General features: G+C 46.4%; 21 protein-coding genes, 1 tRNA gene and 1 pseudogene. 9 read left to right on the forward strand and 14 right to left on the reverse strand.

What is annotated here, in order from left to right:
- The first annotated feature begins 259 nt into the window (after positions 1-259).
- Complete coding sequence (locus tag HGKM_RS07890; RefSeq protein WP_019134806.1) at positions 260-601, forward strand: rhodanese-like domain-containing protein; 342 nt, start codon at positions 260-262, stop codon at positions 599-601.
- A gap of 431 nt (positions 602-1,032) precedes the next feature.
- Here HGKM_RS07890 and HGKM_RS07895 read toward each other — a convergent pair whose 3' ends face one another.
- The 11 genes and pseudogenes from HGKM_RS07895 to HGKM_RS09245 form a co-directional block, all read right to left on the reverse strand.
- Positions 1,033-1,227 carry a hypothetical protein gene (locus tag HGKM_RS07895; protein WP_019134807.1) on the reverse strand — a complete coding sequence of 65 codons (195 nt, stop codon included), beginning with the start codon at positions 1,225-1,227 and terminating at the stop codon, positions 1,033-1,035.
- 470 nt (positions 1,228-1,697) lie between these two features.
- Positions 1,698-1,892 carry a hypothetical protein gene (locus tag HGKM_RS07900; RefSeq protein ID WP_019134808.1) on the reverse strand — a complete coding sequence of 65 codons (195 nt, stop codon included), beginning with the start codon at positions 1,890-1,892 and terminating at the stop codon, positions 1,698-1,700.
- Between the two features lie 414 nt (positions 1,893-2,306).
- A complete protein-coding gene (locus tag HGKM_RS09240) occupies positions 2,307-2,522 on the reverse strand; it encodes a phage holin (RefSeq protein ID WP_081585207.1) in 216 nt (71 codons plus the stop codon).
- A 52-nt stretch (positions 2,523-2,574) separates the two neighbouring features.
- Positions 2,575-2,700, reverse strand: coding sequence for a hypothetical protein (locus tag HGKM_RS09175; RefSeq protein WP_019134810.1), 126 nt, complete (start codon positions 2,698-2,700; stop codon positions 2,575-2,577).
- 287 nt (positions 2,701-2,987) lie between these two features.
- Entirely contained in the window at positions 2,988-3,200 is a 213-nt protein-coding gene (locus HGKM_RS07905; RefSeq protein WP_019134812.1) for a hypothetical protein, read from the reverse strand.
- A 79-nt stretch (positions 3,201-3,279) separates the two neighbouring features.
- Positions 3,280-4,680 (reverse strand): terminase, encoded by a 1,401-nt coding sequence (locus tag HGKM_RS07910; RefSeq protein WP_019134813.1) that lies wholly within the window; start codon positions 4,678-4,680, stop codon positions 3,280-3,282.
- A gap of 62 nt (positions 4,681-4,742) precedes the next feature.
- Positions 4,743-5,078: a YjcQ family protein gene (locus HGKM_RS07915; protein WP_019134814.1), complete on the reverse strand. Its 336-nt coding sequence runs from the start codon at positions 5,076-5,078 to the stop codon at positions 4,743-4,745.
- A 100-nt stretch (positions 5,079-5,178) separates the two neighbouring features.
- The gene (locus HGKM_RS07920) at positions 5,179-5,379 is read right to left on the reverse strand and encodes a hypothetical protein (RefSeq protein ID WP_019134815.1); all 201 of its coding nucleotides are present in this window, start codon (positions 5,377-5,379) and stop codon (positions 5,179-5,181) included.
- Positions 5,379-6,593, reverse strand: coding sequence for a polymorphic toxin type 50 domain-containing protein (locus tag HGKM_RS07925; RefSeq protein WP_019134816.1), 1,215 nt, complete (start codon positions 6,591-6,593; stop codon positions 5,379-5,381). Before HGKM_RS07925 ends, HGKM_RS07920 begins: the two co-directional genes overlap by 1 nt.
- Complete coding sequence (locus HGKM_RS07930; protein ID WP_019134817.1) at positions 6,586-7,815, reverse strand: phage portal protein; 1,230 nt, start codon at positions 7,813-7,815, stop codon at positions 6,586-6,588. Before HGKM_RS07930 ends, HGKM_RS07925 begins: the two co-directional genes overlap by 8 nt.
- Before the next feature lie 145 nt (positions 7,816-7,960).
- A pseudogene (locus HGKM_RS09245) lies at positions 7,961-8,143 on the reverse strand (HNH endonuclease); the annotation flags it as partial.
- A gap of 641 nt (positions 8,144-8,784) precedes the next feature.
- Here HGKM_RS09245 and HGKM_RS07940 point away from each other — a divergent pair.
- Complete coding sequence (locus HGKM_RS07940) at positions 8,785-8,973, forward strand: hypothetical protein (protein WP_019134822.1); 189 nt, start codon at positions 8,785-8,787, stop codon at positions 8,971-8,973.
- A gap of 24 nt (positions 8,974-8,997) precedes the next feature.
- On the opposite strand, the gene HGKM_RS09250 is transcribed toward HGKM_RS07940, so the two are convergent.
- Positions 8,998-9,270, reverse strand: a complete 273-nt coding sequence (locus HGKM_RS09250) for a DUF1492 domain-containing protein (RefSeq protein ID WP_081585211.1) — start codon at positions 9,268-9,270, stop codon at positions 8,998-9,000.
- A 41-nt stretch (positions 9,271-9,311) separates the two neighbouring features.
- On the opposite strand from HGKM_RS09250, the gene HGKM_RS08660 reads away from it, so the two are divergent.
- The 7 genes from HGKM_RS08660 (at position 9,312) to HGKM_RS07975 (ending at position 13,259) form a co-directional block, all read left to right on the forward strand.
- Positions 9,312-9,821, forward strand: a complete 510-nt coding sequence (locus HGKM_RS08660; protein ID WP_019134823.1) for a helix-turn-helix domain-containing protein — start codon at positions 9,312-9,314, stop codon at positions 9,819-9,821.
- Between the two features lie 107 nt (positions 9,822-9,928).
- On the forward strand, positions 9,929-10,150 hold the full coding sequence (rhuM, locus tag HGKM_RS07950; RefSeq protein ID WP_245550636.1) for a RhuM family protein: 222 nt from the start codon (positions 9,929-9,931) through the stop codon (positions 10,148-10,150).
- A gap of 252 nt (positions 10,151-10,402) precedes the next feature.
- The gene (locus tag HGKM_RS07955) at positions 10,403-10,579 is read left to right on the forward strand and encodes a type II toxin-antitoxin system HicA family toxin (protein ID WP_019134825.1); all 177 of its coding nucleotides are present in this window, start codon (positions 10,403-10,405) and stop codon (positions 10,577-10,579) included.
- Positions 10,580-10,620: 41 nt separating this feature from the next.
- Positions 10,621-10,998: a type II toxin-antitoxin system HicB family antitoxin gene (locus tag HGKM_RS07960; RefSeq protein ID WP_019134826.1), complete on the forward strand. Its 378-nt coding sequence runs from the start codon at positions 10,621-10,623 to the stop codon at positions 10,996-10,998.
- Between the two features lie 179 nt (positions 10,999-11,177).
- Positions 11,178-12,029, forward strand: a complete 852-nt coding sequence (locus tag HGKM_RS07965; protein WP_019134827.1) for a BRO-N domain-containing protein — start codon at positions 11,178-11,180, stop codon at positions 12,027-12,029.
- Positions 12,030-12,142: 113 nt separating this feature from the next.
- Positions 12,143-12,493 carry a hypothetical protein gene (locus HGKM_RS07970; protein WP_019134828.1) on the forward strand — a complete coding sequence of 117 codons (351 nt, stop codon included), beginning with the start codon at positions 12,143-12,145 and terminating at the stop codon, positions 12,491-12,493.
- 19 nt (positions 12,494-12,512) lie between these two features.
- On the forward strand, positions 12,513-13,259 hold the full coding sequence (locus tag HGKM_RS07975; protein WP_172634705.1) for a tyrosine-type recombinase/integrase: 747 nt from the start codon (positions 12,513-12,515) through the stop codon (positions 13,257-13,259).
- A gap of 89 nt (positions 13,260-13,348) precedes the next feature.
- Here the strand turns inward: HGKM_RS07975 and HGKM_RS07980 are convergent.
- Together HGKM_RS07980 and HGKM_RS07985 are read right to left on the reverse strand one after the other, a co-directional pair.
- Positions 13,349-13,422: transfer RNA gene (locus HGKM_RS07980), tRNA-Pro, on the reverse strand.
- Positions 13,423-13,486: 64 nt separating this feature from the next.
- On the reverse strand, positions 13,487-14,512 hold the full coding sequence (locus HGKM_RS07985; RefSeq protein ID WP_019134830.1) for a glycosyltransferase family 2 protein: 1,026 nt from the start codon (positions 14,510-14,512) through the stop codon (positions 13,487-13,489).
- Positions 14,513-14,519: the final 7 nt, after the last annotated feature.

A 14,519-nucleotide genomic window follows, 5' to 3' on the forward strand; every position in this document is an offset into this window, starting at 1 on the left:
CAATATTGGACTGGCCTTTGTATAATTTAAGAACCCGCTAACGCGGGCAAAAAATAATCCTTACTGTACGGTTATTGTACACTAAAGGATCACCCCCGCTTACGCGGGAATTACTCTACATCGATAGTATATCAAATCTTAATTCCGGGATTATTCCACTTCTTCACCTGAAATAAAATATAATAAATATAACATGGAAAACTGACAAAGCGTACAAAGTGACAATTAATTATTCATCCCCTATTTGAAAGGAGATTATATGACCATCTTTCGTCATTTTTTAAAGAAGAGTACAAATGATTTTAGCCTCATGGAGGCCGCTCAAATTCTCCATGACCAGCCCGATTCCGCCATCCTCCTCGATGTCCGCAGTGATGAGGAATGGAAGGAGGGCCACCTTTCCTGTGCCCATCATATTCCCCACGACCAAATCCGGCAAAGGGCCAAAGAGGAGCTTCCTCTAGATAAGCCCCTCTTTGTTTATTGTCGGTCGGGCCACCGAGCCGGACTCGCCAAGAAGGACCTGGAAGAGCTTGGCTTTACTGAGGTCCATAATGTGGGTGGGATTTTGGATTATAAGGGGGACTTGGAAGTTTTTTAAAACTCCCCTGGAACAGAATCAACAATAGGGAATAAATAAGATCGCCAAAGTATAAAAAGGAACTTTATCGCCCAAGAAGATAAGATGCTAATGAAAAGATGGCTGAAATAATTTAGATAAATTTTGGTTCCAAAATTGGCTCCAAAAAGTTTTTTCTGGTCAATCACAAAAAACCAAAAACGGCCTGAAAGCCTTGCTTTCAAGCCGTTTCTTTATTATCGGGATGAAAGGCTTCGAACCTTCGGCCACCTGCTCCCGAATCACAAATGGGAAGAAAGCCCTGTTGGGCTAAATCCTCCACAATCATTGATTATACTAGCTTTCAGAGCGTCCTAGACAAAAAAATATAAGGCTGAAATAAACGAGGTTTAAACCCGATTGGGGGCAAATTGGGGGCAAAAAAAAGATTTAAAAAAAAGGAAAAAGAGGGGTTACTCCCCCTCTTTTAGCTTCTCCCTCTTCTCCGCAATCAGCGACTCTATCTCCTCAAGGTCTTCAAGCGTTGCCCGATTCCGGATAAAAGAACGTGCCGCCGATTTAGCGGAATTATACCGCCTTCTTTCAGGATTCTGAGCATTCCACTTTTTGCTTGCACGGATTTGAGCTTCACTCGTTTTCTTTTCCATTACTTCCTCCTTCCTTTGACTTGAACATACAGATTCGCTAAGCTTACTACAAGGTTCAAGATCAATAATACTCTTAGTGTTGTCATAGCTCTTTTCTGGGTATAAGATAGGTACACCCCCTGACGGGGGGAGGGGCTTTCGCCCCTCTTTTCTGGGCTCTAGTCCCTCCTGATCGTTACAATCAGTGTCGCCACACTGATGATCAGCTGGGCTAGAGCTATTATTGTATCTATCTCCATTCCCTTTTCCTCCTTTCTTAAGTTCGTGCTTCCTATTCCCTTAGCACATTTATATTATAAACCATAGTTTATATAGAGTCAAGTGTTTTGAGGAGATTTTTATCAGAAATTTACTACCTGAAACTGCAGATTTACTACCTAAAACCGCAAAATTTTTTTGAACCCATTGCAATCACTAGGCTACAGAGGGGCAAAACTCCTAAGAGTCTTTAAGGGACTAAAAAAGGGGGGTTATTCCCCCTCTTTTAGCTTCTCCCTTCGCTCTTTAATGAGCGCCTCCAGCTCCTGAAGGTTTTCTTCCTGGGCATGGTTTCGGATATAAGACCTTGCCGTTCTTAAGTAGCCCTGAACGGTGGCTTTCTTCCGGTTCCTTTGCTCCCATGTCCGGCTGGCCCTCTTCTGGGCTTCGCTTGTTTTATCCGCCATTACTTCCTCCTGTTCTTCATTTGACTGATGAGGTTCCCTACAGCAAATACCGCAAATAATAAGCTCGCTATCAGTTTAACCATGGTCTTTTCGTGGTATACTAATAACACTCCCCCGAAGGGGAGGGGGCTTATTTGCCCCCGTTGTTTTTGATGGCGATTATCATCGATATGAAGCTTGCTATGGCTCCGATGATAGTCGCTATCATTGTTATTAGGTCTACCATTTACTTTCCTCCTTTCTTTTTTATTTGAGGTTTCTCTCAACTTCTGAATATATTATAACGCCACCGTTATATATTGTCAACACTTTTTTCGGTTTTTACATAAAAAAAAGCCGTGCCTCTCCAATAATTAGAGGCACGGCTCGCGCGATTCACTCACGATTAAAGCTAGGTAAATACAGGCTTTCCCCCTATTTTCGCACGATTGTCGCACGATTCTTCCTATCGTCCGAAGGGATCGTGATGTGGCGTTTTTGGTGCTGTACACTGGAGCTCATAAACATGGCCCCAAGGAAGGTCGTGACCGCTGTGAGAATCGTAACCACCAGGGCAGTCGGTCCCCAGGATAGGCTCTCCCCTACTGTCTGAACAAGGGTAGCGGTAGCGGGTAGGACCAGAGTGATGATCCACTTCTAAAGATCATAGGTGTCATTAGATAATTTCATAGTATTTTCTCCTTTACTCTTTTTCCTTCTTCCAGATATAGGCTTCAATTTCCTTGATATTTGATGTGATCGTGTGATTAATCCCCTGTCGCTCAAGTGACCGCAAGACGGCTAGAAGAGCCTTCAGGATCATCCGCATATCCGTGTCCTGCCGGTCATCGTGGGCCTGCTCCTATTTAATCATCTTGGCGTGGTCTTGAAGGGTTTTGTCGTGACAAGTGAGAACGTCTAAGTCCTGGGCGAATTTCTGGTCTTTCCAGTCTACCTTTCCCAGGATCTCCCTGATCGAGAGGATTTCCCCCTTATGCACCACGATCTCTTCCAGGTTTTTGGTCTTGATGTACTTCTTACCGACCGCCTTCTAGGCCTCAGTAAATTCCCTGTATATTTTATTAAAAGAGCCCAGGATAGTCCTAATGACGCTGATTATCCCAAGGACAAAAAGAAGGCTTCGCTTTTCCCGCTCAGGGCATCCTTGGCGTTTTGTAGTTCGTCTTGCAGTTTCTTCATCCCGGATTTTAACTGGTCATAGTCCTTATACTTCTCTTCCAGAGTCTCCTTCTGCCTTTTCAGGCGTTCGGATATAGCCTTGTCAAAGGCTTCCTGGGTTTCGATGGGCTGGAACGCATTGTCTGTCATTGTGATTTCCTTTCTCCCGCTTACCCGGCGGTATCGGTAAATTTTTGTATTAAAAAGACGACCCCACGAAGGGATCGTCTTAATACCAAACTCGTTGTTTTTTCTTGGTTTTTTTATTCTGCTGGCCCCAGTAGGCCAGGACCACACTCTCAAGCATTGCCGCTTCCAGATCGTCAAAAAGTGATTTGAAACCGAAGCCCCCGCCAGACCCAATGGGACGCTTGTCGCAGTTTGAAGCGATCGCCCGAAGACTTGGCTGGCCGGCATGGCATATCTTTTTCTTATAGATCCCCTCCATGAAAAGGGATCCCGACTCAATGACATCGGAAACCCTTGGAAGGACCGGGCGGATGAGCTTTCTTGTCTTCATGGCTTTCTTTAGCAAGGCCTGGCCACTTTGACCGTCGATCGTCACGCTTTCAACGTCGGCCTTTTCAATGAAGTCTAAAATCCAGCGGTTACCTTTCCGGACATTTTCGCATCCGATCGACTCAACGAAGACGTGGCCACTTAAGGTCTCAACGGCGACGCTCATGGCGACTTTCCCGCCATCCGGGGCATACTTGATGCCCACATGAAGCTTTCCCGTAAGCGTTGGGGTAGCCTTTACTTGAAGACCGTCCCACTCCTCTTCACTGATAAAGGACTTCTGATTGTACTTTACCCAGAGCCCCAAACGCTGGATATTAAAATCCAAAACGTCCTGGCCGATTTCCGACCGGACCGCGCGCTCGCTCAAGATGGTCCCAAGAGAGGGATTCGTCTCGTACCAGAGGTCGACATCATAAGGGTCGGACTCTTCCTCCACGGACCATTCTGCCCAGCCCCCGTCAAAGGTGTCTCCGGCTAGGGTGCTTTTTCTAAAGTCGGTAAAGACTGTACCCCCGGAGACCATGGTGGGTGGTGTTCCACAGAAGATGGTTTGGGGGTTCTGGCTGTCGGTTACGACGTATTTGAGGGCCGTCTCCTGGTCGATCGTGTACTCCTGGGCCTCGTCGATAATAAGAAGGTCAAAGCCCTCACCAAGTCCGCCGGTGGTGGTCCTGGTCCGGAAGTCTACCCGGCCCCCGCTATTCAGGAATTCCACTTTCTCCCGGCCCGTAGCCCTGAGGATGATATAGTCTTCATCTTTTTTGTAGCCCGCCTCTTCTAAAACGCGGACCAAGCGCTCCCAGGAGGCGTGAGAAGTCGATGTTCGGTGGGCGGTGTGCATGATGTTTTCTCCCTGGTGAAGTCCCCAGAGTTCCCGCATGACGACAATTTCGTTCTTCCCGTTACGCCTTGGGACGGCATAGCCGAACTTCGAATGGGTCCATAGTCCGTCAGGGCGTACCGCCATTATATCGTCCAGGAGGCGCCTCTGCCACTCCAGGGCCTTTCTTTTGGACTTGTCATAGATCGCTACAGCCTCCGCACCTTTCGAAGCGCTGTGGTCGATAATAACGGCTCTGGTGGGGTCTTGGTTCCCCTTTTTATCCATTCATATCAAACCCTCTTCCCTTCTGGCAAGAACCCTATCTCTTTTCAAACGATTCCTCAATTTCATAAAGACATGATGGCCCTCGCCTCTTTCACAGCGTTAATGACTTTTCTCATCTTGGAATTATCCCTAAGATAAACCACCCCATCCCCAGTAATCTTTAGTTGAGATAGATCATAACTTATCACTTCTCCGCCCCAAGCCTTGACAAGCCTTAGATTTTTGATGAACTTCTTATCCTCCAAGTCCTCTAAAATAGATAGAAAGTATTCTTCTTTGATTGGAAAATCATTCGTTAGGGGATAGAGATAGGTATCATCAATATATCCATCTTTAAGATTGTGATACAGATAGGTCAATATTTTAAATACAATAACGTCATAGTCATCTCTTGCCATTAGGACCTCCTTTTCAGGCAATAAAAAACCAACTCATTGAGTTGGTTGGTAGATATATATTCATAAAAAAAAGCACATTCTAATTTTCATTAGTTTGTACTTAATTTGTAATTTCTATTGACTTGATTTCTGATTCGTTAAATCCGACAAATCTGTGTTCCTTTGTTTTTATTGTAATTTCATCATGATTCTCATCCTCTGTATCCAGTTTCCCTGTGAACGAATTACAATACCCTCTAAGCACTTGCCCATCAATAAAAATCACTTTTACGTTTTTACCTAAATATTTTTCTAAATCCATTACACATCCCCCTTTTTAGGAATAATATGAGTTCTATCCTTCGAATGATGAATCTTAATAGCTGTAGCTATTGATTCATCAGATGCGTTAATTCCAACCGGGTATCCCAAATCAACAATCTCTTTATTTGTCCGTCTTCCGTATCTATCTCTTTCTAAGATACCCGTTCCAGCATATTTATCAAATAAAAGTTGAGCATCAACGTCCTTAAATAAATAACTTTTTCCATCTTCTTTGGTTAGCTCATTGTGAGTAGCTTGATTTTCTGGATTAATAACTTTCCCCCACTTTCCTGTATTAATTTTTTCTTTAATATACGCTTTATCCAGCAATCTTTCATATTTTTCAGGCTTATTATACTTCAATTCCTGAAACAGGTTTAATGATATGGGTGCCTCTTTTTCTCCCAAAGTCTCAATTATCTTGAAATACTGCTTCCTGTCTTCTTTGCGATTCAGGTAGGAAAGGTCCTTTTGTCGTTCCGCCTTCAGCACCCGCTCATCCCGTGCATCATACTCTCTTTTTGTCCAAACATTCTGCCTCTTCCCCTTAGTAGGTATATACTCGACAACACACCTACAATAGGGATGACGTGAATAGAAGTTTTTTGGAACCTCATCGGGATACTGAAACTCCCCAGCAAGTGGATGACAGTAGGAGCAAGCTTTCCCGTGCTCTTTTCTGACAATTTTAGGGTGAAGACCCAGGTCATAATGGAGTTTTGTGTTTGCCTTCACGAAGTCATCGACTACCGCCATACTGAAATACGTGACGGGTTCATCCAGCATCCACTTGACTTTATCGTAGTCCTCCTCTTCGGCGATACGCTCCACCAAGTTGTCGATCCGGCTCTGATTGATTTCTGGAACTGCTGGCTTTACGCTAATCCCCGCCTTTTCGTTAAGCACTCTTTGTGTATCTTTGGTGTAAGAGGAGATCAAGTCATAGTTTTTTCCCAAGGCGTTGTTCAGGAGGCGGTCAGCGATATTGTAGTACATTCTACCGTCCGGGAGATTATCTTTTCCGATCTCTTCCTGAAAGGTTTTGGCTAAAAGGTCACCTACTTTCTCGGCAAAGGTACTGGCGTTTTTATAGGTCGCCTCGCCCTTATTGATCACATCAAGCTCCCCTTTGATCTTCGGGCTTGACTGGTACTTTTTGGTGAAAGCCTTCTGCACCTTTTCGATGAGCTCAGGGGCGATGTCTTTAGCCATTGCGACTCTCCATCCCTAACATATCCCGGGCATCCTCTTCATCAACAATCCCTGGAATAGCCTGGTTTAGCTTGATAAATCCGTCCCCGATATAGGACATGGTGGAAGCGTCGGGCTCGAAGACCGGGTACCACTTCACCTTCGTTTCATAAATCCGGTTACGGAGATAAGGATATTTATCCCGAAGGCAAGCCGCCACATAGCCGACATTGATAATCCCACTTGAGAAGCACCGTTGGGCCTTTCTCGCGGAAAGCCGGAGGGTCTCATGGCTCGCCTTGATTGCCTCTGAGCTTGAGGGATTGTCCGAAATAAAGCCAAGGTCGTCCAGGGTTAAGCCGGTCTCTCCGGCAAAGACGGAAGCCGCCATCCGGAACTGCTCCACGAAGGGGGACATGGAAGCGGACGTAAATTGGCCAAGTTTCGGAGTGTCGCCGTTTTCGTTGGTATCAATCCGAAGCATCGAGGCGATGGTGGCTTTCCACTCATCCCATTGCTCGGCATCGCTATCCATCCCTAAAATATATTTTTGAGGGAAAGAGTAAAATTCTGCTGTCACGTCCGCCCGCTCCAAGGTACGCTTGGCAAGCTTCTGACAGTACATGGCCGCCCTTGTAATCCTTGAGCGTCCAAAAGGCCGCACGGCATCCGGGCGGTGGATAATGGGAACCAGAAGGGGGTGGCCCGCGGTATGTTTGTATACGCTTTTGACCTTTTCCTTCTCGTAGATGATGGTCTGATCCGGGAGGAAGTAAGCCTCCACTAAAGGCCGCTCGAAGTTGTCACGCTTGAGGACCGCATAGCCTTCCTTGAGAAGTCCCGTGATGGGATCGATGACTCCGGTGGCGTTGGATGCCTCAATGACCTGAAGCCTTGGAAAGGCCTCATCCCCCTCTGAGATGTAGACAAAGGCACAGGAGGCAATGAGGGCCGAAAGAATGGCAGAGTCAAAGAAAATGTCCGGGTTATTCATCTGGAAGATCTCAGAAAAGCCAAAATTATCGTTTTGAAACCCCTTGAAGACAATCCGGTCCGCCATGGCATCCACGGCAGTGGCACACCACCCCAGCGTGGATCGGTAGAGGCCCCTGAGCTTCTCCGGGATGACAATCCCCGCCTGGCGGTCCTGATACTTCATGTCATACTGCTTATAGCGCAGATCGACCCGCCTCTGGTAGTGAGCGAGGGAGCTTCGCAAAAAATTGATGCCTTTTGTCTCCATGGAAATCTCCTTCATGATAAAAAATGTACAATAGACGGCGGGGAAGGTCGGGAGAGGCCAGGGGAGGTGGGTATCCCCCCCCTATCTCTTAACGTCCCTTGCCTTGTACCTAATCCAGTCGATGGATAGTGGCAGTGATGTGTCTGTGGCCTCCCTTGTTGACCGGAATGATGTGGTCGATACAAGCGGACATCGGATCCGGATACTTCAAAGACTTATCCACAGGCCGTCCGCATATCCCGCAAACACTTTGCGTCTTAAGAATTTTTTGTTTGTTACTTTCAAACACGGTCCGGTGTGGCCCGGACTTGTCTGGCCTGAATACCATGGGAGTCATCTCCTTCCCCCGTCTCTCCACTGAGGAAGAGTGGCTCATCCCTTCCCCGGCAGTTATGAAAGCGGGGTCCTAAGGTGGCGGAAGCCCTTGTCGACTTCCACACGTTTTGCCTGGAAAAAGGAGGGGCGGAAAAGGAGGTGCCCGGCCTGAAAGAAACCGGGCTTTTTTAATGGCCCCTTAAAGCCTTTTATCCCAAGCAAAAAGGAGGCCCCGGATTTCTCCGGTCCTCCTCACCTACACTATACCATGGTTTGAGTGTGCATTTTGTGCAAACTCACTATTTCACTAAAAATAATAGTATTTTCTGTAGAAAAAGCTTGACAGTATATAGCGTATACTCTATAATATAATTAGAAAGGAGGTGATGAGAATGGTTGCAGAAATAACAATGATCGCTACAATCATCAGCACCGTAGCAAGTGTTATCACGATGATTGTAACGATCAAAATGCACAAGAACCAAAAGGGAGGGCATTAGCCCTCCTCCCCTTCGGGGGAGTCCCTGTCTACTGTCACTATACCACAAAGGAGGAAGCAATGGATAAACTTCAGCTTGTTTTAAGTCTCGTACAATGCATAGCATCCCTGGCCACTTTAGCTGTTGTTCTCGGATTAAGAAAGGACCGTAAGCAATGACGAAAGTATCAGAAGCCCAGAAGAAAGCCATAAAGGCCTATCGGGAGAGGAACAAGGAAAAGACGAGAGTGGATAATTACCGGAGAACTGCTCGGCTTTTTATCCGCTCACACGCTACGATGGAGGACCTGGAAGAATTGAAGACTCTCATTTCAGAGAGGGAAAAAGAGATCAGCGGTGAATAGACTGTCTCTGCAAGGCCCGGCTGATCATTCACCGGGTCTTTCTCTTTCTATCTCGTTTAGGACTTTTCTGTAGCAGGTTGTCCGGTGCATATGAACGACATCACCGACTTCTTCCCATGTCAGTCCGTCAATATACTTTATCCGGATAATTGTTCTAGTCTCCGGATCCTTGACCCCTTCCAGAAATGCTTCTATCTCAAGAATTATTTTCTGCCCCTCAGCAACCTTATCCCAATACTTCTGGTAGAGCTTCTTCCTCCGAATAATGATAGGATCGAGCCCCTCTGTACTTGATATGTGGGAAGGATTATCAGAAAGCCTCGGGCGGGGGAGTGCGAATGAAAACCGGGGATATTATAAAGCTATTTAGAGAGCATGAGGGGATGTGTCAGACAAGATTGGTGGAAATCCTAAATCTTTCACGGAGTGCCGTTTCAATGTACGAATCAAATAACAGAGTTCCCAGTACATACGTACTCCAAGATTTATCGGATATCTTTAATGTTGACATCGATTATTTGCTTGGTAAAACAACTAAGACTGCAGTTCTTCCGGAACGAATTGGATATGAAAATAAGCAAATTCTATTCAAAGATGAGAACTTTACCTTAATCTCCCCCACCCGAGTGATGAAGCCCAATGCGGAGGGCTTCCTGTCCTCCTCCTTATACATTATGACCGATGAGCGTGAAGCCGGCGAAGAACGCCCCTCCCGTGAGGAGATCCTGATCTGGCTCAGAGACCACGTCCGGATGGCGGCCTTTGATGGGCAAAATTACGAGGACCGGGATGATGAAAGCCTCTATAGGCTCTATAAGGAGCTGAAAGCGGAAGCAGAAAGAGATTAGGGAGGCTAGCAATGAATGACAAGATTGTTTTATATCAAGACGATGATCGAAACGTCGTTGTTGATGTCATGTTCTAGGATGAAACGTTCTGGCTGACACAAAAGATGATGGCACAACTTTTTGATGTGACAAAACAATCCATCAGTTACCATCTGAATAATAATTTTATAGAGAATGTGTTGGATCAAGATTCAGTTGTCAAAGAAATTTTGACAACTGCCTCCGATGGAAAGAAATACCCAACGTCGTTCTACAATCTAGATGCCATCATCGCTGTAGGCCACCGGGTAAACTCCAAGCAGGCAACGCGCTTCCGCCAACGGGGATAGTTTGTATAGCTAATAAACTCGGCACCATATCTAGTACTTGAACCACTTCCAATGGATTGAAATTACATACCTAAGCTAAACAAAGCGTTTAGCGTTATATTATTTCAATCCTTGGAAGTAAGTCTCCCACGATACGGGAACGGCTGAAACTAAGGATTTATTTTTTCTGGAGGAATTATAAAAACAAAATTCCTTTCTTTTTCTCTTGACTTTATACGTATATGTGTATATGCTGAAATCAGGAGGTGGGAAATGAAAGACCATGAACTGCTAAAACTACTCATAAAAAATGGATGGACCGTTCAGCGAACTAGAGGAAGCCACTACCACCTGAAGAAAGATGGAAAGAGAGAAACTATCGCAGTTCACCACAAGGAAATGAATCCACATCTAGTAAAACGAATCATAGAAAAGCACGGCCTGAAATAGGGCCGTGTGGCTCGATGAACTGATATAAAAGGAGAAGAAGTATGAGATTTAATTATCCGTTGATCATTCATAATGAGGATGGTTACTGGGGGGAATTTCCTGACCTGGAGGGTTGTAATGCACAGGGGGAAACGATTAACGATATTGTGGATGATGCGCAGAAGGCATTGGAACTACATCTACTATCCATGTTAATGGATGAAGAAGTCCCCAATCCCCCTTCTAATCCAACAAAACTTTCAGTGGATAAAAATAGCTTTGTTGCCTTAATTGGTACGGAAGTGAACCCTTCTCAAGAATCAAAGTCCACGAGAAAGAACGTTACTCTCCCAGTTTGGATGAACCGTCTTGCCGAAGAAAAGAACATCAACTTCTCCCAAACCCTACAGGAAGCTCTCATTGAAAAACTAGGCTTGTAAATAAGCTGAAACGCTGAAAAATGTTGAAATTTTGATTTTTTCCGATGTCAGAAAAATAGGACAAAAAAATCCCCTCCGGATGGCCGTCCGAAGGGGATAATTCCAAGGCTGTGGTACACGCCCCACTACCTTTTTATTATACCATAGTCCTCCCTATAGCGGATAGAAAGAGGTCGTGTATGGATCTAAATCAAATTAAATTATTTGAAGGTAAAGGTGTCCGGTCTATATGGGATCGAGACAAAGAAGAATGGTTTTTTAGCGTTGTCGATGTCATAGGGGTATTGACCGAAAGTAATAATCCTCGAGATTATTGGTATAGAGTAAAAAAAAGAATGACAGAGGAAGAGAAAAGTGAGTTGTCGACAATTTGTCGACAACTGAAACTGGAATCTTCCGATGGGAAAAAATACAATACCGATGTTGCCGATATGCAGGGCATTTTTCGTATTATCCAATCTATCCCATCCCCAAAAGCTGAACCATTTAAGGTGTGGTTGGCTAAGGTTGGTAAGGAAAGAATTGACGAGACGATAGATCCGGAACTCGCCATTGAAAGAGCCAGAAGCACCTATCGCAAGAAAGGTTATGACGAAAAATGGATTCAGCAGCGTATGATGACCATACGTGCTAGAAATGAGTTAACGGATGAATGGAAGGCTCATGGAGTAAAACAGGGTTGGGAGTATGCCAGCCTCACTGATGCTTTAACGTTAGAATGGGCCGGCATGACCACTAGAGATTATAAAGATCTTAAGAACCTGAAAAAAGAGAATCTGAGAGATAACATGTCCACCCTAGAATTGGCCCTAAACATGGTAGCGGAAGCGACAACCACCGAACTCACCCGAGCAAAGAACCCACAGGGCTATGAAGAGAATAAAAAAGTTGCGAAAGAGGGTGGACGGATAGCCGGGAATACACGCAAGGAAATTGAGGCTAAAACAGGCCGACCAGTAGTAACCAGCAAAAATGCAAAAGATTTTCAGCTTGAGTCTCCTAGAAGCCTTGAGATCGAAGGGGATGAATAACAATAAAAAAATCCCCTCCGAATGGCCGTCCGGAAGGGATCATGCTGAGGCTATGATATGCCATCAACTACACAATTAGTATATCATAGCCTCCTTATTTAAGGAGGTTTTTTATGCCCAAAAATCCCATACGGAAGAAACCTGACGGCCGATATCGCTACCGGATAACGGTTAAATCAGGAAAAATGGTAGAGATCGCTAGCCGAGCAGGAGAGTTACGCAAGGATTTTTCTATCCGCTGTGATGATTTAGACAAGAAAGTGGAGGGGGAAAGCTTTGATAAAGACTTTGACGGCCTCTTTTATCTATGGCTTACCTCCTATGTGGAGGTGTCCTGTTCAAAATCCTACTATATCGTCATGGAGGGTGTATATAAAAAGCACGTGAAGCCCTGGATCGGAAGAAGAAGGCTTGAAGAAGTCAAGAAAAAAAGATGTCTATCAAATGATGGCCCGGGCCGATAAAGCAGGACTATCCTCTTCTGTGATCAAGAAAATCCGGATGTGTGTCTCTGCCCCATATGCTTGGGCGGAGAGGTCACTTGGGCTTGCAGTGGTATCACCTACCCTGGGCCTGGTTTACAAGGTCAAAGAGAAAAAGACCACAAAAAGGGATAGGGTGATCAAGGATGAGGACCTGGCCCGCTTTTTGGAGGCATCCGACCGGACAAAGTATAGAGTCTATTTCAGGCTTTTAGCGACTACTGGTCTCAGACCTTCCGAGGGGCTGGGGATTCAGGCCAAGGACCTGGAAGGGGGAACTCTCCATATCCGCCGGGCAATCACAAGGCAGGAGTTTTCAGACCTAAAGCCAAGTACCGCAAGACGAGATATCCCGCTTACACCAGAGATGGCTAGTCTGCTTTATGAGCAAAGAAGAATGACTCTTTTTCAGACCAAAAAAGGCTTGCTCTTTCCTTCCGGCGGTGGAGCCCCATACATGAAGTCTGTGGAGTCGTGCTTTAAGAGATGCCTAAAGGCTACTACGGTCTATAAAAGGGGCGGGCATAATCACCTGAAAAAACTTTCCGTCATCACTCCCCCGGTCCGCTTTTCCCTTTACGACTTCCGGCACACCTTCGCCACCAAGATGGCAGAAAAAGGTATGGGGGCCAAAATCCTCCAGTATCTCATGGGCCACGCCGACATAGCGACAACTCTGTCTTATTACGTGGGTATTACTCCTACCATGAAAGAAGAGGCGGCACTAATGATGGCCGAAATAATTTAGAAAAAGATTGGCCCCAAAAAGATTTTTCAGGCCAGTCATAAAAAATAAAAACGGCCTGAAATCATTGATTTCAAGCCGTTTCTGCTTTATCGGAGTGAAAGGATTCGAACCTTCGGCCTCCTGCTCCCGAAGCAGGCGCGCTACCGAGCTGCGCTACACCCCGAAAAGTCACCGGATAGAATTAGTGACTTTAAAATTATACCACAGGAATGGCCTTCCATCAAAATTTAGCCCTTATACTTTCGCTCTTTCGGGATCCAGGTCCGCTCGGAGATGATGTAGCGAGGACGGTGCTTGGACTCCAGATAGATCTTTCCAATGTAGGTCCCGATGACCCCCAGGGAAAAGAGTTGGATGCCGGCCAGGAAAGAGAGGATGCAGATGACGGAAGCCCAGCCGGATACGGTGGAACCGGAAAGGCCCTTGAAAAAGGCCCAGAGGCAGGCCAGGAAGCCGAAAAAGGACATGATAAAACCCAGGATGGTGATCCAGCGGATGGGCTGGACAGAAAGGGAGGTGATCCCGTTGAAGGCCAGGCCCAACATCTTGGACAGAGGGTAGTGGGACTCCCCAGCCATCCGCTCCTCCCGCTTGTAGAAGACCTTGTCAGAGGGAAAGCCCACCAGGGGGATCATCCCCCGGAGAAAAAGATTGACTTCCTTGAAGTCGGCAAACTCCTGGAGGACCCGGTCGGAGATGAGCCGGTAGTCCGCGTGGTTGTATACCGCCTCCACCCCCATGGAAGCCAGGAGCTTATAAAAGGATTCAGCGGAGAAGCGCTTGAAGAAGGAGTCGCTGGCTCGGTCCGACCGGACGCCATAGACCACCTCCACACCGGCCAGGTACTTGTCCACCATGGCATCCATAGCCGTGATGTCGTCCTGGCCATCGCAGTCAATGGAGATGGTGATGTCCACCTTGCCCTTGGCCTCCATGAGGCCGGCCAGGACGGCGTTTTGGTGGCCTCGGTTGCGAGACTGGCTCATGCCGATGAATACCTCATCCTCTTCGGCCAGTTCCTTGATGATTTCCCAGGTCCTGTCCTTGGACCCGTCATTCACAAAAAGGATCCGGGATCGGGATGAGATTTTTCCGGCCTCCACCATAGACCGAACCTGGTCTCGAAAGAGCGGAGCCGTCAGAGGGAGGACCTCTTCCTCGTTGTAGCAGGGGATGACCACCCAAAGGATGGGCCGTCCCTCCCCTTGGCCCTCCGGAATCCGGGGGGTCCGGTCTTGGTCAATGGGGTCCATGAGCACT

Origin of the sequence: Kallipyga massiliensis ph2 (assembly GCF_000311985.1) — a bacterium.
Classification (GTDB): Bacteria; Bacillota; Clostridia; order Tissierellales; family Peptoniphilaceae; genus Kallipyga; species Kallipyga massiliensis.